The sequence below is a fragment of the Pseudaminobacter soli (ex Li et al. 2025) genome (assembly GCF_029892515.1).
Lineage (GTDB): Bacteria > Pseudomonadota > Alphaproteobacteria > Rhizobiales > Rhizobiaceae > Pseudaminobacter > Pseudaminobacter soli_A.
Genome location: NZ_JARXVF010000015.1, coordinates 1 through 24,603, shown reverse-complemented (window position 1 = coordinate 24,603; position 24,603 = coordinate 1). Strand labels below are relative to the sequence as shown.

Annotated in this window: 21 protein-coding genes and 1 pseudogene; 17 read left to right on the top strand and 5 right to left on the bottom strand. The window is 64.5% G+C overall.

Annotated features, from left to right (window positions below; genetic code table 11):
- Positions 1 to 25 precede the first annotated feature (25 nt).
- The 4 genes from M2281_RS28790 to M2281_RS28775 all read left to right on the top strand — a co-directional run bounded on the left by M2281_RS28790 (position 26) and on the right by M2281_RS28775 (position 2,679).
- Complete coding sequence (locus M2281_RS28790; RefSeq protein ID WP_280824637.1) at positions 26 to 694, top strand: GntR family transcriptional regulator; 669 nt, start codon at positions 26 to 28, stop codon at positions 692 to 694.
- Between the two features lie 2 nt (positions 695 to 696).
- A complete protein-coding gene (locus M2281_RS28785; protein WP_280824636.1) occupies positions 697 to 1,974 on the top strand; it encodes a multidrug efflux MFS transporter in 1,278 nt (425 codons plus the stop codon).
- 75 nt (positions 1,975 to 2,049) lie between these two features.
- Positions 2,050 to 2,358 carry a hypothetical protein gene (locus M2281_RS28780; protein WP_280824635.1) on the top strand — a complete coding sequence of 103 codons (309 nt, stop codon included), beginning with the start codon at positions 2,050 to 2,052 and terminating at the stop codon, positions 2,356 to 2,358.
- A gap of 135 nt (positions 2,359 to 2,493) precedes the next feature.
- Positions 2,494 to 2,679: a Flp family type IVb pilin gene (locus M2281_RS28775; RefSeq protein ID WP_280824634.1), complete on the top strand. Its 186-nt coding sequence runs from the start codon at positions 2,494 to 2,496 to the stop codon at positions 2,677 to 2,679.
- A gap of 23 nt (positions 2,680 to 2,702) precedes the next feature.
- Here the strand turns inward: M2281_RS28775 and M2281_RS28770 are convergent, their stop codons facing one another.
- A complete protein-coding gene (locus M2281_RS28770) occupies positions 2,703 to 3,575 on the bottom strand; it encodes a methyltransferase domain-containing protein (RefSeq protein WP_280824633.1) in 873 nt (290 codons plus the stop codon).
- Between the two features lie 62 nt (positions 3,576 to 3,637).
- Here M2281_RS28770 and M2281_RS28765 point away from each other — a divergent pair.
- The 5 genes and pseudogenes from M2281_RS28765 (at position 3,638) to M2281_RS28745 (ending at position 7,164) form a co-directional block, all read left to right on the top strand.
- Positions 3,638 to 4,422, top strand: a pseudogene (locus M2281_RS28765) (ComF family protein).
- Positions 4,423 to 4,554: 132 nt separating this feature from the next.
- Positions 4,555 to 4,821: a glutaredoxin 3 gene (gene grxC / locus M2281_RS28760; protein ID WP_280824663.1), complete on the top strand. Its 267-nt coding sequence runs from the start codon at positions 4,555 to 4,557 to the stop codon at positions 4,819 to 4,821.
- A 24-nt stretch (positions 4,822 to 4,845) separates the two neighbouring features.
- Positions 4,846 to 5,715 (top strand): carbon-nitrogen hydrolase family protein, encoded by an 870-nt coding sequence (locus M2281_RS28755; RefSeq protein WP_280824632.1) that lies wholly within the window; start codon positions 4,846 to 4,848, stop codon positions 5,713 to 5,715.
- Positions 5,712 to 6,137 carry a DUF1178 family protein gene (locus tag M2281_RS28750; RefSeq protein WP_280824631.1) on the top strand — a complete coding sequence of 142 codons (426 nt, stop codon included), beginning with the start codon at positions 5,712 to 5,714 and terminating at the stop codon, positions 6,135 to 6,137. Before M2281_RS28755 ends, M2281_RS28750 begins: the two co-directional genes overlap by 4 nt.
- Positions 6,138 to 6,273: 136 nt before the next feature.
- A complete protein-coding gene (locus M2281_RS28745; protein WP_280824630.1) occupies positions 6,274 to 7,164 on the top strand; it encodes a DMT family transporter in 891 nt (296 codons plus the stop codon).
- A gap of 15 nt (positions 7,165 to 7,179) precedes the next feature.
- On the opposite strand, the gene ubiG is transcribed toward M2281_RS28745, so the two are convergent.
- Complete coding sequence (ubiG, locus tag M2281_RS28740; protein WP_280824629.1) at positions 7,180 to 7,932, bottom strand: bifunctional 2-polyprenyl-6-hydroxyphenol methylase/3-demethylubiquinol 3-O-methyltransferase UbiG; 753 nt, start codon at positions 7,930 to 7,932, stop codon at positions 7,180 to 7,182.
- An 827-nt stretch (positions 7,933 to 8,759) separates the two neighbouring features.
- Positions 8,760 to 9,146, bottom strand: a complete 387-nt coding sequence (locus M2281_RS28735; RefSeq protein WP_280824628.1) for a VOC family protein — start codon at positions 9,144 to 9,146, stop codon at positions 8,760 to 8,762.
- Between the two features lie 279 nt (positions 9,147 to 9,425).
- Between M2281_RS28735 and M2281_RS28730 the strand changes: the two genes are divergently transcribed.
- The 7 genes from M2281_RS28730 to M2281_RS28700 all read left to right on the top strand — a co-directional run bounded on the left by M2281_RS28730 (position 9,426) and on the right by M2281_RS28700 (position 20,603).
- Positions 9,426 to 10,679: an aspartate kinase gene (locus M2281_RS28730; RefSeq protein ID WP_280824627.1), complete on the top strand. Its 1,254-nt coding sequence runs from the start codon at positions 9,426 to 9,428 to the stop codon at positions 10,677 to 10,679.
- An 80-nt stretch (positions 10,680 to 10,759) separates the two neighbouring features.
- The gene (gene ptsP / locus M2281_RS28725; RefSeq protein ID WP_280824626.1) at positions 10,760 to 13,033 is read left to right on the top strand and encodes a phosphoenolpyruvate--protein phosphotransferase; all 2,274 of its coding nucleotides are present in this window, start codon (positions 10,760 to 10,762) and stop codon (positions 13,031 to 13,033) included.
- A 52-nt stretch (positions 13,034 to 13,085) separates the two neighbouring features.
- On the top strand, positions 13,086 to 14,162 hold the full coding sequence (gene prfA, locus M2281_RS28720; protein ID WP_280824662.1) for a peptide chain release factor 1: 1,077 nt from the start codon (positions 13,086 to 13,088) through the stop codon (positions 14,160 to 14,162).
- 14 nt (positions 14,163 to 14,176) lie between these two features.
- Positions 14,177 to 15,073: a peptide chain release factor N(5)-glutamine methyltransferase gene (prmC, locus tag M2281_RS28715; protein WP_280824625.1), complete on the top strand. Its 897-nt coding sequence runs from the start codon at positions 14,177 to 14,179 to the stop codon at positions 15,071 to 15,073.
- A 293-nt stretch (positions 15,074 to 15,366) separates the two neighbouring features.
- Positions 15,367 to 16,173 (top strand): DUF4167 domain-containing protein, encoded by an 807-nt coding sequence (locus M2281_RS28710; RefSeq protein WP_280824624.1) that lies wholly within the window; start codon positions 15,367 to 15,369, stop codon positions 16,171 to 16,173.
- Positions 16,174 to 16,373: 200 nt separating this feature from the next.
- Positions 16,374 to 18,989 (top strand): ATP-dependent chaperone ClpB, encoded by a 2,616-nt coding sequence (clpB, locus tag M2281_RS28705; protein ID WP_280824623.1) that lies wholly within the window; start codon positions 16,374 to 16,376, stop codon positions 18,987 to 18,989.
- Positions 18,990 to 19,142: 153 nt separating this feature from the next.
- On the top strand, positions 19,143 to 20,603 hold the full coding sequence (locus M2281_RS28700; protein ID WP_280824622.1) for a L,D-transpeptidase family protein: 1,461 nt from the start codon (positions 19,143 to 19,145) through the stop codon (positions 20,601 to 20,603).
- Between the two features lie 8 nt (positions 20,604 to 20,611).
- On the opposite strand, the gene M2281_RS28695 is transcribed toward M2281_RS28700, so the two are convergent.
- The gene (locus M2281_RS28695; protein ID WP_280824621.1) at positions 20,612 to 20,812 is read right to left on the bottom strand and encodes a hypothetical protein; all 201 of its coding nucleotides are present in this window, start codon (positions 20,810 to 20,812) and stop codon (positions 20,612 to 20,614) included.
- Between M2281_RS28695 and M2281_RS28690 the strand changes: the two genes are divergently transcribed.
- The gene (locus tag M2281_RS28690) at positions 20,802 to 22,214 is read left to right on the top strand and encodes an MFS transporter (protein WP_280824620.1); all 1,413 of its coding nucleotides are present in this window, start codon (positions 20,802 to 20,804) and stop codon (positions 22,212 to 22,214) included. The genes M2281_RS28695 and M2281_RS28690 overlap by 11 nt on opposite strands.
- Positions 22,215 to 22,220: 6 nt before the next feature.
- Here M2281_RS28690 and M2281_RS28685 read toward each other — a convergent pair whose 3' ends face one another.
- Positions 22,221 to 24,179: a M23 family metallopeptidase gene (locus M2281_RS28685; protein ID WP_280824619.1), complete on the bottom strand. Its 1,959-nt coding sequence runs from the start codon at positions 24,177 to 24,179 to the stop codon at positions 22,221 to 22,223.
- Positions 24,180 to 24,603: the final 424 nt, after the last annotated feature.

The following is a 24,603-nucleotide window of genomic DNA, read 5'->3' as shown; positions in this document are numbered from 1 at the left end:
GGCCGCGTGGCCGATTGGAGCGCCCATGTCGCAGATGCAGCAGATCCACGACCAGTTGCGGGAAATGATCCTGTCGCTGGAACTCGCCCCGGGCGAGCGGCTGACCGAGCGCTGGCTCGAAAGCCGCTTTGGCGGATCGCGCACGCCGGTGCGTGCAGCACTCGTGCGGCTCGAGGCGGAAGAACTGGTGCGTCGCCACGGCCGCAACTGGATGGTCGCCCCGATCGAGCTGGGTGAGATCGCAGCCCTTGCCGAATTCCGCGAGGCGGTGGAGGCAAGCGCTGTACGGCTGGCCTGCCAGCGCGCCTCCGAAGCCGATATCGATGCGGTTGCCGAGCTGCTCGACGCCTGCGAAATGGATGCGCCACGCGAGGAGTGGCATCGGGTCGGCACCGATTTCCATGTCGAGGTGGCGCGGCTCTCGGGGAATGAATTCCTGGTCAAGGCGGTGGCAGGCGCCATGACGCGGCTGTCGCGGGCGCGCTGGCTGGAACTGCGCACCGAACAATCGCGCGACCATGCCTGGGCTGAGCATCGGCAGCTGCTCGATCTCATCCGCCGTCGCGACGCCGATGCGGCGGCACAGACTGTCTGCGAGCACATACGCGACACGCGCGACCGCCTCCTGGCCTCGCTGGAAGAGGATCGCCGCGGCCTCAGGGCGCGCGGCTTCGCGATAATCGGAAAGGCCTGATCATGGACAGCGGAATACAGAAGGCGCCGACGGTCGACGAACCGGCCGTCGAGGACGGCCAATCTGTTCATTGGCGGCGAAATCTCGTGGTCTGCCTGCTGGGCTCCTTCACCACCATCGTCGCCATGACGCTGCTGTTGCCGTTCCTGCCGCTCTATGTCGAGCAGCTCGGTGTCACCGACCATGCGGCGATCGTGCAGTGGTCGGGCATCGCCTATGGCGCGACCTTCTTTTCCGCTGCGCTGACGGCACCGCTCTGGGGCCAGCTCGGCGACCGCTATGGCCGAAAATCGATGCTGGTCCGCGCCAGCCTCGGCATGGCGGTGTCGATGTCGCTCATCGGCATGGCGCAGAATGTGTGGCAGCTGGTGGGCTTGCGGCTGTTTGCTGGCATTGCCGGAGGCTATGCCTCAGGCTCCGTCATCCTCGTTGCCACGCAGACGCCAAAGCAGCGCTCGGGCTGGGCGCTGGGTATGCTGTCGTCGGGCGTCATGGCCGGCAATCTGGTCGGCCCGTTGATCGGCGGCGCCCTGCCGCAGCTCATCGGCATTCGCGAGACCTTTCTGCTGGCCGGCGGCGTGATCTTCATCACCTTCCTGGCGACTACCTTCCTCATCCGGGAGGAGGCGCGGCCGCGGCACAAGAAGGCGGCGAAAGAGCAGGGCGGTTGGGCCGCCATCCCAGACAAGCGACCGATCCTGGCCATGCTGGCCACCGGCATGTTGCTGATGGTCGCCACCATGTCGATCGAGCCGATCATCACTGTTTATGTCGCGCAGCTTGTGCAGGATGCAGCCCATGTCACCATGGTGTCGGGGCTTGCCATGTCAGCGGCAGCGCTCGGCGCCATCCTGTCGGCTTCGCGGCTCGGCAAGCTGGCCGATCGGATCGGCCACTGGGCAGTCATAACCGGATGTCTGGGCCTTTCCGCGGGTCTTCTGGTTCCGCAGGCCTTCGTCACGTCCGGCTGGCAGCTGGTGGGCCTGCGCTTCCTCATGGGTCTGGCGCTGGGCGGCCTGTTGCCCTGCATCGCCAGCGTCATCAGGCACAACGTGCCAAACCGGATCGCCGGCAACGTGCTCGGCATCTCCACCTCGGCGCAATATGTCGGGCAGGTCGTGGGTCCGCTCGCAGGCGGCTTCATCGGCGGCCACATCGGGATGCGCGCCGTGTTTCTGGGCACTGCCGTGCTTATGGCTGCAGGCGCGGCTTACAATTGGCTGGCGCGGCCCTCGGAAGCGGCGACGCAGGCCGACGCGGCTGTTCAGGCAAAGCGTTAAGCGAATCTTTAACCGATCGTGAAAGATTGAGCCAAACGCTGGCATGGCCGGCGACTGGCGCAAGGGGATGATCGGATGAAACCCGAGGAGCAGTGGGAACTGGTTCGCGGCGGTCGCGGTTTCAGTATCGAGGAAGCCGGCATGGGAGCCCTGCGTGTTGCCCTGTTGTTCGGTTCCGCCGCGGTCGCCTTTGCCCTGCTGGCAGTTCCCTTGCTGGACTCCCGCATGCGCACGCGGGTAGCGCGAGCCAACCTCGATATGACCACCACCGGCTCGATCGGCGGAGGTACCACCAAATACACGATCCGGCGCAGCGTGCTGCAAGCCTCGCCTAACGCCGTCTGCATCATTCGCGAGAACGACGCCCGCCGCGGCAACTGCTGACGGATCTTTCACAAGTACGCGAAACTTTTTATGTTCCTAGAGGCGATTTTTGCTGGTTCACCCACCGTTAAGGCTGTTCCGTTAACCTTTCTTAATGGCTTGTCCTTATGGTCGCGGCAAAGGGATAGAGAACCGATGCGATCATTCATCAGGCGATTCCTAAAAGACCAGCGCGGCGCCACCGCCATCGAATACGGGTTGATTGTCGCGGTCCTGTCGCTGACGATCGTTGCCGGGGTCGGCAAAGCCAGCGACGCGATAGACTTCCTGTTCACCAACACTGACAGCAAGCTCGTCGAGGCGTTTGGCAGCGGCGGCTAGTAGGCCCGGGCCGCTCTTGCGGCTCACTTCTCCTTGCGTTCGTCCAGAACCTGAGCCAGCGAAACCTGCGCCGATCCCGGCTTGAGCGGCTTCTGCTGCGAGGCGTGCGGAGCCCAGCCCGACAACCATACGAAAGAGAAGGTGGCGCGCACGCGCCCGTCCGGATCCGAAAAGCGTTCGGAATAGATTTCGGCCGCACGCGCGAAAAGCGCGCGCGTTGCCGGCCGGCGCGAGCGGTCGATCAAGGCATTGGTTGCGCCCATGGCACGCAAATCCCTGATCAGCGCGAACATGTGGTCGTAGCGCACCGTCACCGTATCGATGTCGGCGACCGGCAGCGCAAAGCCCGAGCGTTGCAGCAACGCGCCAGCGTCGCGCACGTCGGTGAAGGGACTGACACGGGGGCTCACTCCACCGAACAGCTCGGTTTCGGCCGCAAGCAGGCTTTCGCGCAGTTCCGTCAGCGTGTCGGCGCCGGCCATGGCCGCTAGGAACAGCCCGTCCGGCTTCAGCGCCCGGCGCGTCTGGATCAGCATGCCGGGAATGTCGTTCACTTCCTGCAATGCCAGAAGCGAAACCACCAGGTCGACGCTCTCAGGCTCGAGCGGCAAGGTTTCAGGCGTCGCGACCAGCCCGTCATCCGTTCCCAGAAAGGCCGCATCGGCCTCGATGCGCAGCACATTTTCTGTCTTGCCGCTCGCCAGCATCGCATCGCGCGCAGCGGGCGTGACGCAGAATGTGGCAACGGCATTTTCGAAGCGGCGCTCGACCGTTGCCAGCCGGTCGGAAAGCTCCTCTGCCACGCGAGCCAGCAGGAAGTCGGCGCCAGCAACGGGACGCGCGAGGGCTCGGCGCTTGCGCGCGATCAGGAGCTTGGTGTCGAACAGCGGTTGCAATGCCGAAATCCTTGATGTTGTGGTTGCCCCCGGCCTATGGTCGGTAAAGCAGCCTGAACCTCGTGGCCGATCCGATGCCGCAATTCAAGAGCCTTGCCCTTGCTGCGCTGGATTGGCCGGCGCGCCTGCTGTTTCCGCCGGTCTGTGCCGGCTGCCGGCGGCATGTCTCGCAGCCGGGCTCCCTCTGTGCGCATTGCTGGCCGCAGCTACGCTTTCTCGAAAAGCCCTGGTGCGAGGTGATGGGCACGCCCTTCACCCATGATATGGGGGCTGGATTCCTGTCTGCCGAGGCCATTGCCAATCCCCCGCCTTTCGAGCGGGCGCGGGCCGCCGTTTCCTATTCGGGGGTGGCGCGCCAATTGGTGCAGGGCCTGAAATATTCCGACCGCACGCATCTGGCGCCATGGATGGCGCGCTGGATGCTGCGCGCCGGCGCGGAACTGGTGGCCGATGCCGATGTCGTGGTGCCGGTGCCGCTGCATTGGCGACGCTTCCTGCATCAGCGCTTCAACCAGTCGGCCGAGCTTGGCCGCGTGGTGGCAAAGCTCTCGGACCTGCCTTTTGCGCCGATGGCGCTGGTCCGCGTCAAGGTCACGCGCCAGCAGGTGGGGCTGCAGGGTCCGAACGCGAGGACAATGTGCGTGCCGCATTCCGCGTGCCGCCGGAACGCGACATCGAGGTCCGGGGTCGGCGGGTTCTGGTGATCGACGACGTCTACACCACCGGGGCGACCGTCGGCGCCGTGGCAAAGGCGCTGAAGAAGGGTGGGGCCAGCGCTGTCGATGTGCTGACTTTCGCGCGCGTTCTGCCGGGGGACTTCCGGCCCGGCAAGGCAGAGACTATATAGACTCTCGATAGCCGGCGCGCGGGATGCTCCCTTTCAGGGCATGTCGCGCGCCGGTGGCTTGATTTGTTTGCGCATTTTCGCTTGATCGGAGGGAACCCTCGAACAGGACGGAATGCGCCGGGAACGTTGATGATGGTCGATGTAACGATCTATACCCGTGCCATGTGCGGCTATTGCAGCGCCGCCAAGCGTTTGCTCGAAAAGAAGGGTGTCGCCTTTGACGAGCGCGATGCGACCTCCGCGCCGGAACTGCGGCAGGAAATGATCGAGCGCTCGGGCCGGTTTACCTTCCCGCAGATTTTTGTCGGTAGCTTCCATGTCGGCGGCTGCGACGATCTGCATGACCTGGATGCGCAGGGGCGGCTCGACAGCCTGCTTGCCACCGGAACGCTGGCATAAGCGCCGATCCCCGAGGAGACGATCATGAGCAAATTCAAGGCAGCCGCAATCCAGATGCGGTCGGGCACCGATCCGAAGAAGAATGCCGAGACGTTCGAGGCACTGGTGCGAGAGGCGGCCGCCAAGGGCGCGACCTATGTGCAGTCGCCGGAAATGACCGGGGCAATGGTGCGCGACGCCGAAGCCCGGGAGGCGGCCTTCACCACAGAGGACAAGGATCTCATCGCCGCAACCGCCGCGCGGCTTGCGCGCGAACTTGGCATCTACATTCATGTCGGCTCCACCGCGATCGTGCGCGAGGACGGCAAGCTGGCCAACCGGGCGCTGCTGCTTTCGCCCGAAGGCAAGACCGTTGCCACCTACGACAAGATCCATATGTTCGACGTCGATCTCGACAATGGCGAGAGCTGGCGCGAATCCTCCGCCTATGAGCCGGGCACGCAGGCGGTCGTCGCCGACCTGCCGTTCGCAAAGCTGGGCTTTGGCATCTGCTACGACGTGCGCTTCCCGCAGCTCTTCCGTGCCGAGGCCCTGGCCGGTGCCAATGTGATCACCGCTCCGGCCGCCTTCACGCGCCAGACCGGCGAGGCGCATTGGCATGTGCTGCAGCGCGCCCGCGCCATCGAGAACGGCGCCTACATGATCTCAGCCGCGCAAGGCGGCAAGCACGAAGACGGCCGCGAGACCTATGGCCATTCGATCATCGTCGATCCGTGGGGCAGGGTCCTCGCCGAGGCCGACCATGAAGAGCCGGGCGTGATCGTCGCCGAGATCGACACCTCGCTGTCGGCCGCCGCGCGCGGCAAGATCCCCAATCTGAAGAATGCACGCGAGTTCTCCGTCAGTTCCGTGACGGCGGGCGAGGGAGAGCCGCTGCGGGGAGCCGCGTCTTGATCAGTTTTTCGCTTACCTGCGAGAGCGCCCACGAGTTCGAAGGGTGGTTCCGCAGCAATGACGATTTCGAGGCGCAGAAGAAGCGCAAGCTCGTCGGCTGCCCGGTTTGCGGCTCGCACAGGATCGAAAAGGCGCTGATGGCGCCTGCCGTTTCCACCAGCCGCAAGCAGGAGAAGATCGCGCTTGCCGTAAATGCGCAGCAGCGCGAGGCGTTGGCGCAGCTCAAGGCGCTGTCGGAAAAGGTCCGCGAGAATGCGGACTATGTCGGCGAGAAGTTCGCCGAAGAGGCGCGAAAGATTCATTTCGGCGAGACCGAGGCGCGCGGCATCTATGGCGAGGCAACGCCGGAGGAGGCCAAGAGCCTTGCCGACGACGGCGTGGACTTCATGCCGCTGCCGGTCTTCCCGGACGACCGCAACTGAGCTCATGCCGGCTGGCTTGCCCGACCTCGGGTTCCGGGCGGGCCACTTTCGTTGCCCCTCACATTCCCGCCTTCTGGCGCATTCGTCTCTGCCGTTTTTCCCGTCAGATCGCGCTCAAATTGATTAGGGACGCGCGATGAAAGCTCTGTGGAACTCGGCCATCGGCCTCCTGCTCGTCAACGGCTTGTTGCTGGGTCTCACCCTGCCGTTCGGCAAACTGGCGACGGCGGCCGGGATTCCGCCGGCCATCTGGGCTTTTGTCATTTCCTTCGGCGCGGGCGCGGTGCTGTTGTCGGCGCTGCTGATGAACGGCGGCAGCCTCGGGCTGGACCGACGCAAGCTTCGCTATTTCGTCGTGGTGGCGGCGGTGTCCTATGCGATCCCGAACCTCTTGCTCTTCGCTTCCATCCCGCATCTCGGCGTCGGCTTCACCGGCATCATGTTCACCATGTCGCCGCTGTTCACGCTGGCGTTTTCGCTGATGCTGAAACTGCGCCGGCCGAGCATGCTGGGCCTTGCCGGCATCGGCGTCGGCTTCGTCGGGGCGCTGGTGGTCGCCACGACGCGCGGGGAGGCGAGCCAGCCCGCCGACCCGATCTGGGTTGCCGCCGGCCTGCTCATCCCGGTCAGCCTGGCGGTCGGCAATGTCTATCGCACGGTGGACTGGCCGAAGGGCAGCGGGCCGATCCAGCTTGCTGCGGGGAGCCATCTTGCGGCGGCGGTGATGCTTTTCGTAGCGGCCGCGTCCAGCGCCGGCAGCGGTCTTTTCGCCCCGCTCGCCGTCGTGCCCTGGCTGGTCGTGGCGCAGGTGATCGTCTCGTCGGCGATGTTTGCCGTCTTCTTCCGCCTGCAGGCGGTGGGCGGGCCGGTCTATCTCAGTCAGATCGGCTATGTCGCCGCGGCAATCGGCCTGATCTCCGGCATGCTGTTCCTGGGCGAAAGCTACCGGCTCGAAACCTGGCTTGGAGCGGTGCTGATCTCCATCGGGCTGGTCATGACCACCAAAGCGCAGTTGCGGGCGGCCTAACGTAGCCGGAACCTGTCAGGCAACCCGCCGCTTTTCCGTCAGCACCATGTAGTTGACGTCCATGTCCCTGGAGCGCTGCCAGCGGTCGGCAAGCGGGTTGTAGGAGACGCCGGCGCGGTCGATGATCATCATGCCGGCATTGGACAAGTACTGCTCCAGTTCCTCGGGCCGCACCAGCTTGCTGTATTGGTGCGTGCCGCGCGGGAGCCAGCGCAGGACATATTCGGCGCCCAAAATGGCCAGGCCCAGCGCCTTCAGCGTGCGGTTGATGGTGGCCACGAACATGATGCCGTCCGGCTTCACCAGCTCGCTGCATTTGGTGATGTAGAGCTGCGGGTCCGAAACGTGCTCGATCACTTCCATGTTGAGCACGACGTCGAATTTCTCGCCGGCGTCGGCCAGCGCCTCGGCCGTGGTGGCGCGATAGTCCACCTTCACGCCGGATTCGGCCGCGTGCAGCTTGGCCACCTCGATATTGGTCTCGGAGGCGTCGGCGCCCACGACCTCGGCGCCCAGCCGGGCCATCGGTTCGCACAATAGGCCGCCGCCGCAGCCGATGTCGAGGATGCGCAGGCCCTCGAACGGGCGCGCCTGATGCGAATCACGGCCAAAACGCGCGGCCACCTGGTCGCGCACATAGGCCAGCCGCACGGGGTTGAACTTGTGCAGCGGGCGGAATTTTCCGTTGGGGTTCCACCATTCGGCGGCGAGGGCCGAAAAGCGTTCCACCTCTGCGGTGTCGATCGTCGATCGTGTTGCTTCGGGCATGTCTCGTCTCCTTCACTCCAAGGAAGTCGGCGGTGCGACGCGGATTGTCAAGGCACCATTTTTTGCGGGGTGCTTTGTGGCGGCCGCCCGGCTTTCCTGGGGCAGGAATAGTCGCGCGTTTCAGCCCGCCCTCGTGGTTCGAGGCTCGCCCTGCGGGCTCACACCTCACCATGAGGCACCCGCCTCCCGGGGTTGCGGTGGCGCCGGCCTTCCTCATCCTGAGGAGGCGCGAAGCGCCGTCTCGAAGGACGCACCTATTCATCGCCACGCCCGGTTTTCACCGTCTGGCCATTTCAAAGAACCTGGGAAGACGGGCGGTCGGGAAACGCGCTCATCTAAGTAGTATCTGCGGTCTCCACGACCGCCCGTTCGATGCGCTTGCCCGGTTCGTTCGCCTCCGCATTCGCGCGGCCAGCCGCTCCCTAGGCCCGGACTTGGGGGCTCATCGCCCAGCAGCGCCACCGTTAGCGCCACCAGCCCGGACATCGTCGCCCTCCACGCTCATCCGGTTCATGACCCGTGTTCCCGCTGAGGCCGATGCGCGTGATTATGCGGGAGGTGGGAAAGTGGGGGATGAAAGAGGCTGCGGTTTTGTTTGCGGATCAATGATTTCAAATGGTTGGCGCAGGCAGTGCCGTGAATTCATCCACAAACCGTGTTGCGATCGGGGGCGGCAGTGTCTGCGCCGCCGTGGCAGCTTCAATCGACCGGCATGGATCCCCGGGTCCTGCGCACTTCGCTGCGCTCATGCTCCGGCCCGAGGATGACGAAGTGGGGCGGGCCGGCGCAACGAGGATGACGAAGTGGTGGCGGCGGGTATTGCCCGATCAGGCCGGGCCGGCGACCCCGATCAAGTGTCCTTCGGGGTCCTCAAAGTGACCAACCACAAGAGTGCCGTTGGGCGAGCGGATCGGACCCAGGCGGCGCGTGCCGCCAAGGCTTTCGGCCCTCTGCAGCGCAGCTTCGACATCGGGCACGCCGACATAGAAGATCACATGGCCTTCATAGCCGCTGCCACCGCCGATCCCGCCGGCAATGCCGGCGCCGTCGCTGGTGGCGATGCGCTGGATGAAACCGTAGTCCGACGGTTCGGAAATCGCCTCGGCAACGAGCGAACTGGTATCGAACTGCCAGCCGAACAGATTGCCATAGTAAATGCGCAGCCTGGCCGGGTTCTTGCCGATGATTTCGAAATGCACGACCGGGTGTTCCATCGCGTTTGCTCCCTATCTGATCTCGAACCTTTGAAAGACGATTTAGCGCCGCGGGTTCCGACATGAAACGCGCCTTTGCGGGGGAGGTGACGGGCGCTGCGGTGACTGCCCGTGCAATGCTTTGCCGCATATCGGCCGCGGCAATGCGCGACTTGCGAAACAGCGAGCTTTTGGCTATGGAGGCCGCGACTTGGCGCCCCGGATTCCGCGGCGCTATCGTTTGGATTTTCCGGTGCCTGTGACAGGCCCTGGGGACAGTGTGAAGGGCGACCGGTTTCCATGGCGCGTATTGTGATGAAATTCGGCGGAACTTCCGTCGCCGACATCAGCCGCATCCGCAATGTGGCCCTCCATGTCAAACGCGAGGTCGATGCCGGCCACGAGGTTGCCGTGGTCGTTTCGGCCATGTCCGGCAAGACCAACGAGCTGGTTGCCTGGACCCGTGAAGCCTCGCCGATGCACGACGCGCGCGAATATGACGCCGTGGTCGCCTCGGGCGAGCAGGTCACCGCAGGTCTACTGGCAATTACCTTGCAGAACATCGGCGTCGACGCCCGCTCCTGGCAGGGCTGGCAGATCCCGATCCGCACCGACAATGCCCATGGCGCCGCCCGCATCCTCGATATCGACGGTTCGTTCCTGGTCGAGCGCTTCAAGATGGGCCAGGTCGCCGTCATCGCCGGCTTCCAGGGCATTGGGCCCGACAACCGCATTGCCACGCTCGGCCGCGGCGGCTCCGACACCAGCGCGGTGGCGATCGCCGCCGCCGTGAAGGCCGACCGCTGCGATATCTACACCGATGTCGACGGGGTCTATACTACCGACCCGCGCATCGAGCCCAAGGCGCGGCGCATGAGCAAGATCTCCTTCGAGGAAATGCTCGAAATGGCCTCGCTCGGCGCCAAGGTCTTGCAGGTGCGCTCGGTCGAGCTTGCCATGGTGCACCGCGTGCGCACCTTCGTGCGCTCCTCCTTCGAGGACCCGAATGCGCCTGGAATGGGGGATTTCGACAATCCGCCCGGAACGCTTATTTGCGACGAGGAAGAAATCGTGGAACAGCAGGTCGTCACCGGAATCGCTTACGCCAAGGATGAGGCCCAGATTTCGCTGCGCCGCGTCGCCGACCGGCCGGGCGTCGCCGCCGGCATCTTCGGTCCGTTGGCCGAAGCCAACATCAATGTCGACATGATCGTCCAGAACATCTCCGAGGACGGCAAGTCGACCGACATGACCTTCACCGTGCCGTCGGGCGATGTCTCCAAGGCGCTGGCCGTGCTCGAGAAGATCAATTCCGAGATCGGCTTCGACGCCGTGCAGCACGACGAGGGCATGGCCAAGGTGTCGGTCATCGGCATCGGCATGCGCAGCCACGCTGGCGTTGCCGCCACCGCCTTCAAGGCGCTGGCCGACAAGGGCATCAACATCCGTGCGATCACCACTTCCGAGATCAAGATCTCGATCCTGATCGACGGCCCCTATACTGAACTCGCCGTTCGTACTTTGCATTCCGTCTACGGGCTCGATAAGCAGTAGACAGACGATTTTTCGTCCCGCGTGTTAACCGGCGTGTGGCACAATGCACGCCGGCCAACAATATTTTGGAGCGACGCCTGATGCGTGACACGGCTGGCGGTCCCCGCGTTCTGTTGAAACGGCTCCGCGAGCTCATGGCAGAGCCGCTCGAGCCGCAGGAGCGGCTCGACCGTATCGTGCGCGACATTGCCCAGAACATGGTGGCGGAAGTCTGCTCGCTCTACGTGCTGCGCGCCGACTCGGTGCTCGAACTCTACGCCACCGAAGGCCTCAATCCCGGATCGGTCCACCTTGCCCAGCTGCGGCTCGGCCAGGGCCTGGTCGGCACCATCGCCGCAAGCGCAAGACCGCTCAACCTTTCCAACGCGCAGGAACACCCGGCCTTCGCCTACCTCCCCGAAACGGGCGAGGAGATCTACCATGCCTTCCTCGGCGTGCCGGTGTTGAGGGCAGGGCGCACGCTGGGCGTTCTGGTCGTGCAGAACCGCACCAAGCGCCACTATCGCGACGAGGAGGTCGAGGCGCTGGAGACCACCGCCATGGTGATCGCCGAGATGATCGCCACCGGCGATCTGGCGCGGCTGTCACGCTACGGTGGCCTGGAGCTCGACCTGCGGCGTTCGGCGACCATCAAGGGTCACGCCTTCAACGATGGCGTCGGGCTCGGCCACGTAGTGCTGCACGAGCCGCGCATCGTGGTGACGAACCTGTTCAACGAGAACAGCGAGCAGGAACTGCGCCGGCTCGAGCTGGCGCTCGGCTCGCTCAGGCTGTCGATCGACGACATGCTGGAGCGCCGCGAAGTGGCCTTCGAGGGCGAGCACCGCGAGGTGCTGGAAGCCTACCGCATGTTCGCCAACGACCGCGGCTGGGTGCGCCGGCTGGAAGAGGCGATCCGCAACGGCCTGACGGCAGAAGCGGCCGTGGAAAAGGTGCAGAGCGACACCCGCGCGCGCATGATCCACATGACCGATCCTTATCTGCGCGAGCGGATGAGCGATTTCGACGATCTCGCCAACCGGCTGCTGCGCCAGCTGATGGGCCGCGCGCCGGAAGACGTCGCTGCCATGCTGCCCAAGGACGCGATCATCATCGCGCGCTCGATGGGCGCGGCCGAAATGCTCGACTATCCGCGCGACAAGCTGCGCGGCCTGGTTCTTGAGGACGGCGCGGCCACCAGCCATGTCGTCATCGTCGCGCGCGCCATGGGCATTCCGGTGGTCGGTCAGGCCAAGGGCGCGGTGTCGATGGCCGAAAACGGCGACGCCATCATCGTCGACGGCGAGGACGGCACGCTGCACCTGCGTCCGCAGGCGGATGTCGAGGCTGCCTATGCCGAGAAGGTGCGGTTCCGCGCCCGCCGGCAGGAACTTTATCGCGAGCTGCGCACCAAGCCTTCCAAGAGCAAGGACGGCGTGCATGTCGACCTCCTGATCAATGCCGGGCTGATGGTCGACCTGCCGCAGCTGGCGGAAGCCGGCGCGGGCGGCATCGGCCTGTTCCGCACCGAGCTGCAGTTCATGGTGGCTTCGACCTTCCCACGCGCCGAGGCGCAGGAGGGGCTATATCGAGACGTGCTCGACGCTGCGGAGGGCAAGCCCGTGACCTTCCGCACCATCGATATCGGTGGCGACAAGGTGCTGCCCTACTTCAAGAACACCGCGCATGAGGAAAACCCCGCACTCGGCTGGCGCGCCATCCGCCTGACGCTCGACCGGCCTGGCCTGCTGCGCTCGCAGGTTCGCGCGCTGCTGAAAGCGGCCGGCGGGCGCGAGCTCAAGCTGATGCTGCCTATGGTGACGGAGCTTGGCGAAATCGCGCAGGCGCGCGAAATCATCGACCGCGAGGTGCGCCATCTCTCCCGCTTTGCGCATCTGTTGCCGACCAGCCTCAAGGTCGGCGCCATGGTCGAGGTGCCTTCGCTGCTGTGGCAGATCGACGAGCTGATGAAGTCGGTGGATTTCGTCTCTGTCGGCTCGAACGACCTGTTCCAGTTCGTCATGGCGACGGATCGGGGCAACACCCAGCTTGCGGACCGGTTCGATCCGCTGTCGGTGCCGTTCCTGCGCGTGCTGAAGCACATCGCGGATGCCGGCCGGCGCAACCATACGCCGGTGACGCTGTGCGGCGAGCTTGCCGGCAAGCCGATTTCGGCCATGGCCCTGATCGGGCTCGGCTACCGCGCCATCTCGATGTCGCCGGCCGCGATCGGCCCGGTGAAGGCGATGCTGACCGAGTTGCCGGTGAACGAGATCAAGGCGTTCCTCGAGGACAATCTCGGCGGGCCGCGCGTAGACCTGCCGATGCGCGCGCTCTTGCAGACCTTTGCCGACGACCACGCCATCCCGCTTTGAGATTCACGTGAGGACGGCCTGCTGACGTGAATCCAGTCGAGTATCAATGCCTATGATCAATCTGCCCCGCGACCGCATGGACCAGGTAGTCAAGCGTTTCGACATGCTCGAAGCGCAGATGGCGGCCGGCCCCGATCCGGATGCCTATGTGAAGATGGCTTCGGAATATGCGGACATCCAGGAGATGGTCGGCAAGATCCGCGAGCTGCGCGCGGCCGAGCAGGAGGTGGTCGACCTCGAGGCGATGCTCTCCGACAAGGGCACCGATGCCGAGATGCGCGCGCTAGCCGAAGGCGAATTGCCGGCGGTGGAGGACAAGATCGAAGGGCTGCAGAAGGAGATCCAGATCCTGCTGCTGCCCAAGGACGCGGCCGACGAGAAGAACGCCATCCTCGAAATCCGCGCCGGCACCGGCGGCGACGAGGCCGCGCTGTTCGCGGGCGATCTGTTCCGCATGTATGAGCGCTTCGCGGCCGAGCAGGGCTGGCGCATGGAAGTGGCCTCGACCAGCGAGGGCGAGGTGGGCGGCTTCAAGGAAATCATCGCCACCGTTTCGGGCAAGGGCGTGTTCGCCAAGCTGAAATATGAATCGGGCGTGCATCGCGTCCAGCGCGTTCCGGAAACGGAAGGCAGCGGCCGCATCCACACCTCGGCGGCGACGGTGGCCGTGCTGCCGGAAGCCGAAGAGGTGGACATCGAGATCCGGGCGGAGGACATCCGCATCGACACGATGCGCGCCTCGGGCTCGGGCGGCCAGCACGTCAACACCACCGATTCGGCGGTGCGAATTACCCACCTGCCCACCGGCATCATGGTGGTGCAGGCGGAAAAATCGCAGCACCAGAACCGCGCGCGCGCCATGCAGATCCTGCGTGCCCGCCTGTTCGACATGGAACGCTCGAAGGCCGATGCCGAGCGTTCCGAATCGCGCAAGGCGCAGGTGGGGTCGGGCGACCGCTCCGAGCGCATCCGTACCTACAATTTTCCGCAGGGCCGCGTGACCGACCACCGCATCAACCTGACGCTCTACAAGCTCGACCGGGTGATGATGGGCGAGATGGACGAGATCGTCGACGCGCTGATTTCCGACCACCAGTCGAAGCTCCTGGCCGAGTTTTCGGAAAGCTGAGCAAGGCAACGCATATGACCGAGACCGGCGCGACGGCTACCCCGGCTACCCTGGGCGGACTGCTGCGCGCCGCGCGGCTCCGGCTCGCCACCGCCGGTATCGAAGACGCCGGACTCGATGCGCGGCTGATCGTCGAACATTTTACCGGCACGACCCGCACCGACGCGATCACCTCACCCGACCGCGAGCTCACGCCATCCGTCCTGGCCGAAATCGAAGCAGCGCTTGCCCGCCGCATTGCGGGCGAGCCGGTGCATCGCATCCTGGGCTTCCGCGAGTTCTATGGCCTGAAGCTCTTCCTGTCGCCGGAGACGCTCGAGCCGCGCCCCGATACCGAGACACTCGTCGATCTGGTGCTGCCTTTCGTGCACGAGACGGCGGAGCGGGAGGGCATTTGCCGCATCCTCGATCTCGGCACCGGAACGGGAGCCATCCCGCTCGCGCTTCTGAGCCAGGTACCGCAGGCAACGGCCGTCGGCGCCGATGTCGCCCCGGGCGCGCTGGCGACCGCGCGGCGCAATGCCGAGCAGCTTGGGCTCTCCGATCGCTTTGAAACGGTCGAATCTGACTGGTTCTCAAAAATTTCCGGGCGTTTCCATTTAATCGTCTCAAACCCGCCTTATATAAAGAACACGGATATTGGCGCTCTCCAGCGCGAAGTGCGGGGCTTCGATCCGGTTCTTGCCCTTGATGGTGGGGATGATGGTCTCGACGCTTATCGCGTGATCGCCGCCGGGGCTGCGGCATATCTGGAAGCTGGCGGCAAAGTCGCCTTGGAAATCGGGTTCGATCAGAGAACAAGTGTAACGGACATTTTCGGCCTGGCCGGATTTGAACTTCTCGCAGCTGGAAATGACCTTGCGGGAAATGATCGGACGTTGTTTTTCCAGCGCCGAATCAAAGCGTTGTAGTAGATCGAAAAAGTACTTGGCAACTCTCGGGAATGCCGCTAGGTTCGAAATACCGGATGAGACGAAGCAGGCAGTGCTGTTATCGATTCGGTTCCCTTGGAACAAAACTGCCTTCTTGCGTAGACGACGCTTTTGCTTCGTGCGGGGATCACCCGGCAAGTGACATGAGACCGGAACGGAATGGTACGTGACGCCAACGCAAGCAATGCGGGCGAATACCGTCGGAACACCACGAGACGGCTGGCCGCTGACGCGCCCCGCTCGCGGAACTTTTTCAAAATGAAGAGAGTCGGATGAGGCCACAACAGCAGAACAGGCGTATGCGCGGCCGTAACAATGGCGGCGGCGGCAACAATAACAATAACAACAACAATGGCCGCAAAGGACCTAATCCGCTTACGCGCAACTACGAGAGCAACGGTCCGGACGTCAAGATTCGCGGGTCCGCCCAGCAGATCGCCGAGAAATACGCGACCCTCGCCCGGGACGCGCAAAGCGCCGGCGACCGCGTGATGGCGGAAAACTATCTGCAGCACGCCGAGCACTACAACCGCATCATCGCAGCCGCACAGGCGCAGGTGCAGCAGTTCCAGAACAATCGCAACGACGACTTCGACGACGACGATCAGGATCGCGAAGAGTTTGACGGCAACAATGCCGGCAGCGTTCAACCAAGCGGTGGGCAGCAGCAAAGCGCCCCGGCAGCGGCGCCGGAGCAGGTCGCAGCGCCGGTCGTGAACAATGGTTCGGGCCCGCAGCCGGTGATTGAAGGCATGCCCGCCGAGGTCGCGCTCAGCAACGAAGTGCCGGCTGACAATGCCGGCCATCGTGGCGACAACCGCGGCCGTGGTCGCGGGCGCCGCCCTAGCCCCATGCAGGTGCAGTCACAGTCCCAGCCCGTCGATCAGCCGCAGCCGGAAACGGCGGCGGAAGCTAACGGCGGCACGGCCGAGACCGCAGAGCCGTCCGAGGAAAAGGCCGCAGCACCGCGTCGCGGCCGTCGTCCGCGCCGCGAGCAGGCGGCCGAAGCTGCCGGCGGCGAAGCTGCGGCAACCGATGGTTCGGGTGACGACACGGCTCTGGCAGCCGCCAACGGCTGATCCGGTACGGATAATCAGAACGATGAACGGCGGAGAATCAGGTCTCCGCCGTTTTTGTTTGCGCGGCCAGAAAATCCGTCTTGAGGAAATTCCGCGCATACCCATATCTGGCTGGAAATGAGCCCGGCTCTCCGGAGGGGGTTCGTCACCGCAATCTGATCCGGTGCCGCAAAGCGGGCCGGTGATGGAAGGAGACAGATATGAACTTAGAGAAATATTCCGAGCGGGTGCGGGGATTCATCCAGTCGGCCCAGACGCTTGCCCTTTCCCGAAACAACCAGCAGTTCACGCCTGAGCATATCCTGAAGGTGCTCGTCGATGAAGACGAAGGCCTTGCCGCGTCGCTGATCGAGCGCGCCGGCGGCCGCGTCCGCGACGCCAAGCTCGGCGTCGAAGCAGCGCTCGACGCGCTGCCGAAGGTCGAGGGCGGAAATGGCCAGCTCTACATGGCCCAGCCGCTCGCCAAGGTTTTTTCGACTGCCGAGGACCTGGCCCAGAAGGCCGGCGACAGCTTTGTCACGGTCGAACGCCTGCTGCAGGCGCTCGCCATGGAGAAGTCGGCCAAGACCTCCGAGATTCTCGCCAAGGCCGGTGTGACGCCGCAGGCGCTGAACCAGGCGATCAACGAGATCCGCAAGGGACGCACCGCCGATTCGGCGAGCGCGGAGCAGGGCTATGACGCTCTGAAGAAATATGCACGCGACCTGACCGCCGACGCCCGCGCCGGCAAGCTCGACCCGGTCATCGGCCGCGACGACGAAATCCGCCGCACCATCCAGGTGCTGTCGCGGCGTACCAAGAACAATCCCGTGCTGATCGGTGAGCCAGGCGTCGGCAAGACGGCGATCGCCGAAGGCCTCGCGCTGCGCATCGTCAATGGCGACGTGCCCGAATCGCTGAAGGACAAGCAGCTGATGGCGCTCGACATGGGCGCGCTGATTGCCGGCGCGAAATATCGCGGCGAGTTCGAGGAGCGCCTGAAGGCGGTGCTTTCGGAAGTCACCTCGGCTGCCGGCGGCATCATCCTGTTCATCGATGAGATGCACACGCTGGTCGGCGCCGGCAAGGCCGACGGCGCGATGGATGCGTCGAACCTCTTGAAGCCCGCACTGGCGCGCGGCGAGTTGCACTGCGTGGGCGCAACCACGCTCGACGAGTATCGCAAATATATCGAGAAGGATGCGGCGCTTGCCCGCCGCTTCCAGCCGGTGTTCGTCGACGAGCCGACCGTGGAGGACACAATTTCGATCCTGCGCGGCCTGAAGGAGAAGTACGAGCAGCACCACAAGGTGCGGATCTCGGACTCGGCGCTGGTTTCGGCAGCGACCCTGTCCAATCGCTACATCTCCGACCGCTTCCTGCCCGACAAGGCGATCGACCTGGTGGACGAGGCCGCGTCGCGGCTGAGGATGCAGGTCGATTCCAAGCCCGAGGCGCTGGACGAGATCGACCGCCGCATCATGCAGCTGAAGATCGAGCGCGAGGCGCTGCGCGTCGAAAAAGACGAGGCGTCCAAGGACCGGCTCGCCCGGCTCGAGACTGATCTGGCCTCGCTGGAGGAAGAATCCGACGCTCTGACTGCCAAATGGCAGGCGGAGAAGCAGAAGCTCGGCCTGGCCGCCGACCTCAAGAAGCAGCTCGAGGATGCGCGCAACGAACTGGCGATTGCCCAGCGCAAGGGCGAGTTCCAGCGCGCCGGCGAGCTTGCCTATGGCAAGATCCCTGATCTCGAACGCCAGCTGCAGGAAGCCGAGTCGCAGGACAAGGACGGCAAGGGCGGCATGGTGCAGGAAACCGTGACGCCCGACACGATCGCCCACATCGTCTCCCGCTGGACCGGCATTCCGGTCGACAAGATGATGGAAGGCGAGCGCGAGAAGCTGCTCAGGATGGAAGACGAGCTGGCCAAGCGCGTCGTCGGCCAGGGCGAGGCTGTGCAGGCCGTGTCCAAGGCGGTTCGCCGTGCCCGCGCCGGCTTGCAGGACCCGAACCGGCCGATCGGCTCGTTCATGTTTCTCGGCCCCACGGGCGTGGGCAAGACCGAGCTGACCAAGGCGCTGGCTTCCTTCCTGTTCGACGACGACACCGCGCTGGTGCGCATCGACATGTCGGAGTTCATGGAGAAGCACTCGGTCTCCCGGCTGATCGGCGCGCCTCCGGGCTATGTCGGCTATGAGGAAGGCGGCGTGCTCACCGAAGCGGTGCGGCGCCGGCCCTATCAAGTCGTGCTATTCGACGAGATCGAGAAGGCGCATCCGGATGTCTTCAACGTGCTCTTGCAGGTGCTGGACGACGGTCGCCTGACCGACGGACAGGGCCGCACGGTCGACTTCCGCAACACGCTGATCATCATGACCTCCAACCTGGGTGCCGAATATCTGGTCGGCCTTGGCGAGCATGAGGATGTCGACAAGGTCCGCGACGAGGTCATGGCCGTGGTCAGGTCGTCGTTCCGGCCGGAGTTCCTCAACCGCATAGACGAGGTGATCCTGTTCCACCGCCTGCGCCGTCAGGACATGGACAAGATCGTCGAGATCCAGCTCAAGCGGCTGGAGAAGCTGCTCGTCGACCGCAAGATCACGCTGCAGCTCGATCACGAGGCGATCGAGTGGCTGGCCAACAAGGGTTACGACCCGGCCTATGGCGCGCGGCCGCTGAAGCGAGTGATGCAGAAGGAACTGCAGGATCCGCTGGCCGAGAAGATCCTGATGGGCGACATCCTCGACGGATCGACGGTGAAGATCACCGCCGGCTCCGACAGGTTGAACTTCCGCACCAAGGCGGCAAAGCCGGTGGAAGAAGAAAAGGCCGCCTGAGGCCAGGCGGATAATCGCAGACAGATGGCCGCCTCCGGGCGGCCATTTTCATGCCCGGTTCATGTGAGAACCGTTAGGCGGGCGATTGGACAATCGAATTATATGCGGAGGGCTGCCGAGGGAGCAGCTTCGTACCGGGGAAATTTGGCGAATATGATCAGCAGGATTGGTTTTCTTGCGGCGGTTGCGGCCGGATTTTGGGCCTATGCCGCCGAAGCCGCGGCACCTGACATGCGCGTCGTCGAGGCGGCGCGAATCAGCAAACGAGCCGATGCAGGCGTGCAGCTGGCGCAGTCGGGCGACGTCCAGGTCTATTTCGACGGCAAGGGCAACCGCATCATCGTTGATTCCTATACCGGAGAGATCATCGCCGTTCAGCCGCCGCGTGGCGTGATCGGCAGCCGCAACGGCCAGCGCGCGGTGCGCCCGCAGCCGCGCGAGCGCAACTATGACGACTATTCCTACGAGACCGACAGCCAGCCGCGCGGTCGCTATCGCGAGCGCTATCCCGACGCGCCGGCCTATGAGGACGACAACCAGGATTATTCGCTGGGGCAGGACCATTTCCCGCCGCCGCCCGGCGCATTCCCGGACGAGCAGTCCTATCCGAACTATCCGCAGCGGCCGCAGGTGGTGCGGCGCGAACCGGTGACGCGTGCGCCGCTCGGCGATCCGGATGCGAGCCAGCCGGACAATTCCGAGCAGCTGACCATCATCGAGGCGCCTTCGGCCGACGATAACGCAGTGACCGAACCGCCCACGACGTTTACGGCGCGCGAGGACGTGGCCTCCATCCAGATCCTGATGGACAGGGCAGGGGCTTCGCCGGGCGTCGTCGACGGCAAGTTCGGCAGCAATGTCGACAAGGCCCTGCTTGCCTATCGCGAAATCACCGGCGTCAGCCTGAAATCGACCGATACGGCCGAGATCAAGGCGCAGCTCGCGGCCACCGGCGGCGATCCGTTCGTCAACTACACGATCACGCCCGAAGACGCGGCCGGCCCGTTCGTCGCGTCGGTGCCTTCCGACTACAGCCAGAAGGCACAGCTCGATCACCTGAGCTACACCTCGGTGCTCCAAATGCTGGGCGCGCGCTTCCATATGGACGAGGGCTACCTGAAGGCGCTCAATCCGGGGGCGAATTTCAATCGCCCCGGCACCATCATCCGGGTGGCGAATACGAAGCGGCAGGCCGCGAGCAAGGTTGCAAGCATCATCGCCGACAAGGCGCGCAAGCAGGTCCGCGCCTATGACGATGCCGGCAAGTTGGTTGTAGCCTACCCGGCTACCATCGGCTCGTCTGACACGCCGTCGCCGACGGGCACCCATGCGGTGACCCGCGTGGCGCTGAACCCCAACTACACCTACAATCCCAAGCTGAACTTCAAGCAGGGCAACAACGACAAGATCCTCACCATCCCGCCGGGGCCGAACGGCCCGGTCGGTACGGTGTGGATCGCGCTCGACAAGCCGACCTACGGCATCCACGGCACGCCCGATCCATCCAAGATCGGCAAGACCGAAAGCCATGGCTGTGTGCGCCTGACCAACTGGGATGCCGAGCAGCTCGCAAAGCTGGTCAGCCCCGGCGTGCCGGTAGAGTTCACCGAATAGAGTTTTTCCTACGCCGCCAGGCCGAAAAAGGCCTGGATGGCGGGGCTAGTAGCGACAATTGCGCCGACATAGACTTCGGCGATGTCTGCACGGGGATCATCCGATTCGACCATGGACACCGCGCCGGCGGTGGCCCGAACCTTTTGCCCGCCGCAAGGCCGCCGGTTCGTCATGCTCTCGGCGATCCTCGCATCGAGCATGGGCTTCATCGACGGCTCCGTCGTCTCGCTCGCCATGCCGGTCATCCGCAGCGATCTCGGCGCAACGCTGATCGATGCGCAGTGGATAAGCAACGCTTACATGCTCTTTCTATCCGCGCTGGTGCTGCTCGGCGGGGTGGCCGGCGACGTCTTTGGCGTGCGCAACATCTTTGCCGGCGGCATAGCCATCTTCATGGTCACGTCGCTGCTTTGCGCGATTTCGGCCGATGCCGAGACGCTGATCCTGATGCGCGCCGCGCAAGGAATCGGCGCGGCCTTCATGGTGCCCGGCAGCCTCGCCATCATCGCCAAGGCCTACCCGACCGACATACGCGGCGCCGCGATCGGGCAGTGGGCTGCCTATTCCTCGCTGGCTACAGCTATGGGACCGTTCATCGGCGGTGTCGTGCTGTCGTTCGGCGAACCCTGGATGTGGCGCCTGATCTTCGCCATCAACGTGCCGATCGGCATCGTGACGCTGGCGATGCTGCTGACCCGCGTGCCGGCCGACCGGCCTTCGGCCAAGCGGCGGCTCGACATACCGGGCGCCATTCTGGCGACCGTTAGCCTGGGCATATTGGCCTGGGGGATGACCAGCTTCGGCGTTCCCAGCGAGGGGCAGTTGCTCAGCCCCGGCGCTTGGCTGCTGATTGGAGCACTGCTCTTTGCTGGCTTCATTCTCTGGGAAAGCCATACGCGGCAGCCGATGGTGAAACTCCAGCTTTTCCGCTCACGCATCTTCTCCGGCGCCAATGTCTACACGCTGCTCCTATTCTTCGCCTTCACCGCGGTGCTGTTCTTCCTGCCGATGACGGTGATCACCGGCTGGGGCGCGAAGGAGTGGCAGGCAAGCCTGCTGTTCCTTCCGCTGTCGCTGTTCATCGCGCTGCTGTCGGGATATTCGGGGCGGCTGGCGGATCGCTGGGGCCCGCGCCTGCCGCTGACGCTGGGGGCGGCGATCATGACCGTGTCTTATGCGCTGCTGGGGCTGACCATGCCGATGATGCGGCTGTGGGAGATCACCTTTCCGGTGCTTCTGCTCAACGGGCTCGGCATGGCGATTATCGTCTCGCCGCTTTCGGCGGCGGTCATGCTGGCCGTTTCGGACGACGATACCGGCCTGGCCTCGGGCGTGAACAATGCGGTTGCCCGCGCTGCCGGCCTGATGGCGGTTGCCGCACTTGGCGCGGTTGCCGGTCTGGTGTTTTCCGGCGTGCTCGGCGCTCCGGTGGCGGGCGTGGAGTTCGGCGCGGCGCCGCAAGTAGCGCTGGCTCCCGAGACCGAGGCCCTGCGGGTCGAGGCGACCAATCGGGCTTTTGAGGTGATCGCCTGGGTGTCGGCCGCACTTTGCGCGGCATCGGTGGCGGTGGCCTGGCTCACGCAGCCTTCATGGCCGGATCGCAAGAGCTGAAGCGCTCTACTCGCTGGTCTTGGCGCTTGCCACTTTCAGCGAGGCGGTTTTCTTGTCTTCCTTGAGCAGGTCGTCGATGCGTTCGCGCTCGCCCTTGAATGCAACGAGGTCATCGCCCTTCAGCACCTTGCCGAGCGGAAGGCGTACACGCATCGGGTCAACCTTGGTGCCGTTGACCATCAGCTCGTAGTGCAGGTGCGGGCCGGTCGCCAGGCCCGTCGAGCCGAGATAGCCGATAACCTGGCCCTGCCGCACCTTGGCGCCGGGCACGATGCCGGAGGCAAAACCGCTCTGGTGGTTGTAGGAGGTCTCGTAGCCGTTGGGGTGACGAATGATGGTCTGCTTGCCATAGCCACCGGCCCAGCCGGCCTTTTCCACGACGCCGTTGCCCGCGGCGATGATAGGCGAGCCGGTGGGGGCTGCCCAGTCGACGCCGGTATGCATGCGCGTGTAGCCGAGGATAGGATGGCGCCGCGCGCCAAAGCCCGAGCGGAAGGTGCCGTTGGGCAGGGGGTTGCGCAGCAGGAACTGCTTGGAGCTGCGGCCTTCCTCGTCGAAATAGTCGAAGCTGCCGTCGTTCAGCTGAAACCGGTAGAAGTTCCGCGTCGTGCCGCTGAAGGTGGCGGACACGTAGAGAAGTTGCGAATCGTCGGAAGCCTGGTCGTCGCCATTGGGCTCGGAGAAAAGCACTTCGAGCCGGTCGGACGAATTGAGGCGCGACTGGAAGTCGACATCCGAAGCCAAAAGCTTGATGAGCTGCTTGGTCATGTCCTTGGACATGCCGTAGGAGAAGGCCGCCCGATAGATGCCGTCATAGACGCTCGGCAGATTGCCGCGCGCAACCGTCGGCGCCGAATCGTCGAAGGCGGTCAGCAGTTCCGGATTGGGGTCGGGCTCGTTGGTCGTCACATATTGGTGCTGATCGTTCAGCGCGATGGTCAATATGTGCTGGGTGCGGTCATAGACGCTGGTGCGCACGATGCAGGCCTCGTCGCCGCGCACTTCCAGCCCGACGCGAAGCACGGTGCCGGCCTTGAGCGTCGAGCCGTTCATCATCTTGGAAATGGCCTCGGCCATGTCGGCGGCGTCCTGGCCGGTGTAGCCTGAATCGGCCAGCGCATCCTCGATCTCGCGCTCGGCGGAGAAGGGGATGATCTCCTCGGCATAGGCCATTGCCGAATCGTCGGCAGCACTACGCTTGGTGACCGAGACGTTCTCCGGAACTATGCGCACGCCATAGGAACCGGTCAGCGCCTGCGTGGCGAGCGAATCGCCGAATCGCTCGGGGTCGACATAGTGAAGGGCGGCCACCTGCACGTCGCCATCGGTGAGGATGGCGCCGGTGGTGCGCACGACTTCTTCCACCTCGTCGGCAGAGAGATCGCTCTTTTCGTCGAAGGCGGCGGACTCCATCGGGAAATCCACCGTCTTCAGGCTCATCTCGCTTTCGACCTTCACGCCGTAGATCTGTCCGGCGGGGGCTGCGGTCTGGGCCGCGCCGTCCTCGGCGAAGACGTCGAGCGGATCGAAGGGCGGATAGGAGCGGCTGGTCTTGTAGCCGGCGGCGAGCGCCATCTTGATCTGGACGAAGGGAACGGTGCGGACCACGTCGCGGTCGCCGATACGACTGGACATGGAGACTTCCATGCGCCGGCGGTCTTTCGCCCGGGCGATCTGGCGCGGCTGGACGAGGCGATCGGCCTTGGCGTTCTGGCCGCCGTCGTCGCTACCCGTGCTCATGGCCGCAAGTTCGGCGATCTCGGGCGGGGTTGCCAGCTGCTCGCGGCCGTCGAGGGCGGCAAACAGCGCCACGCCCATCAGGACGCTGGAGGTCACGCCCGTCAGGAAAGTGCCCGACAGCCAACGCGCAGAGACCTCGCGCCGATCGGGCGGTCCACTGCGGCCGTCCGCGATCAGCGGCGACTCATTGCCGAGTTCGGCTATGGCTTTGTCCACATCCTGCATGAAGAGCGGTGGCTTATCCCGTCCCTGATCGCACCGGTTCAAACTTATGGCCGCGACAATTGCCTGCCGCGGCGGTGTAAGTCAACGAAAGCTCCCCCCGTTGGCGCTCCTTATAGAAGCGGTCCCCCAATCAAGGAACGCGCGCGAGGCCGGAAATTGACCTGCGTTAGGTAAGAGAGAGACCTCGATTGGGGCTGCATTAGGGCTCGGCGTGGGCCCCGCTGGGGATAAGTTGCGGCCCGCTCCGACCTTCCGCAAGGTTTTGCTGGGTTATGCGCTTTGTGTCGTAAAAAGTTCAAACGGGGAGCAGATTGGCGTTGACAGTTTGAGAGGGTGGGGCCTATATACGCCTCAACAACGAGGGCGGTGCGCCGCTGGCGGCGAGGAAGTTCGCTTCTGAGAAGCCCTGGTTGACGAAATCAAG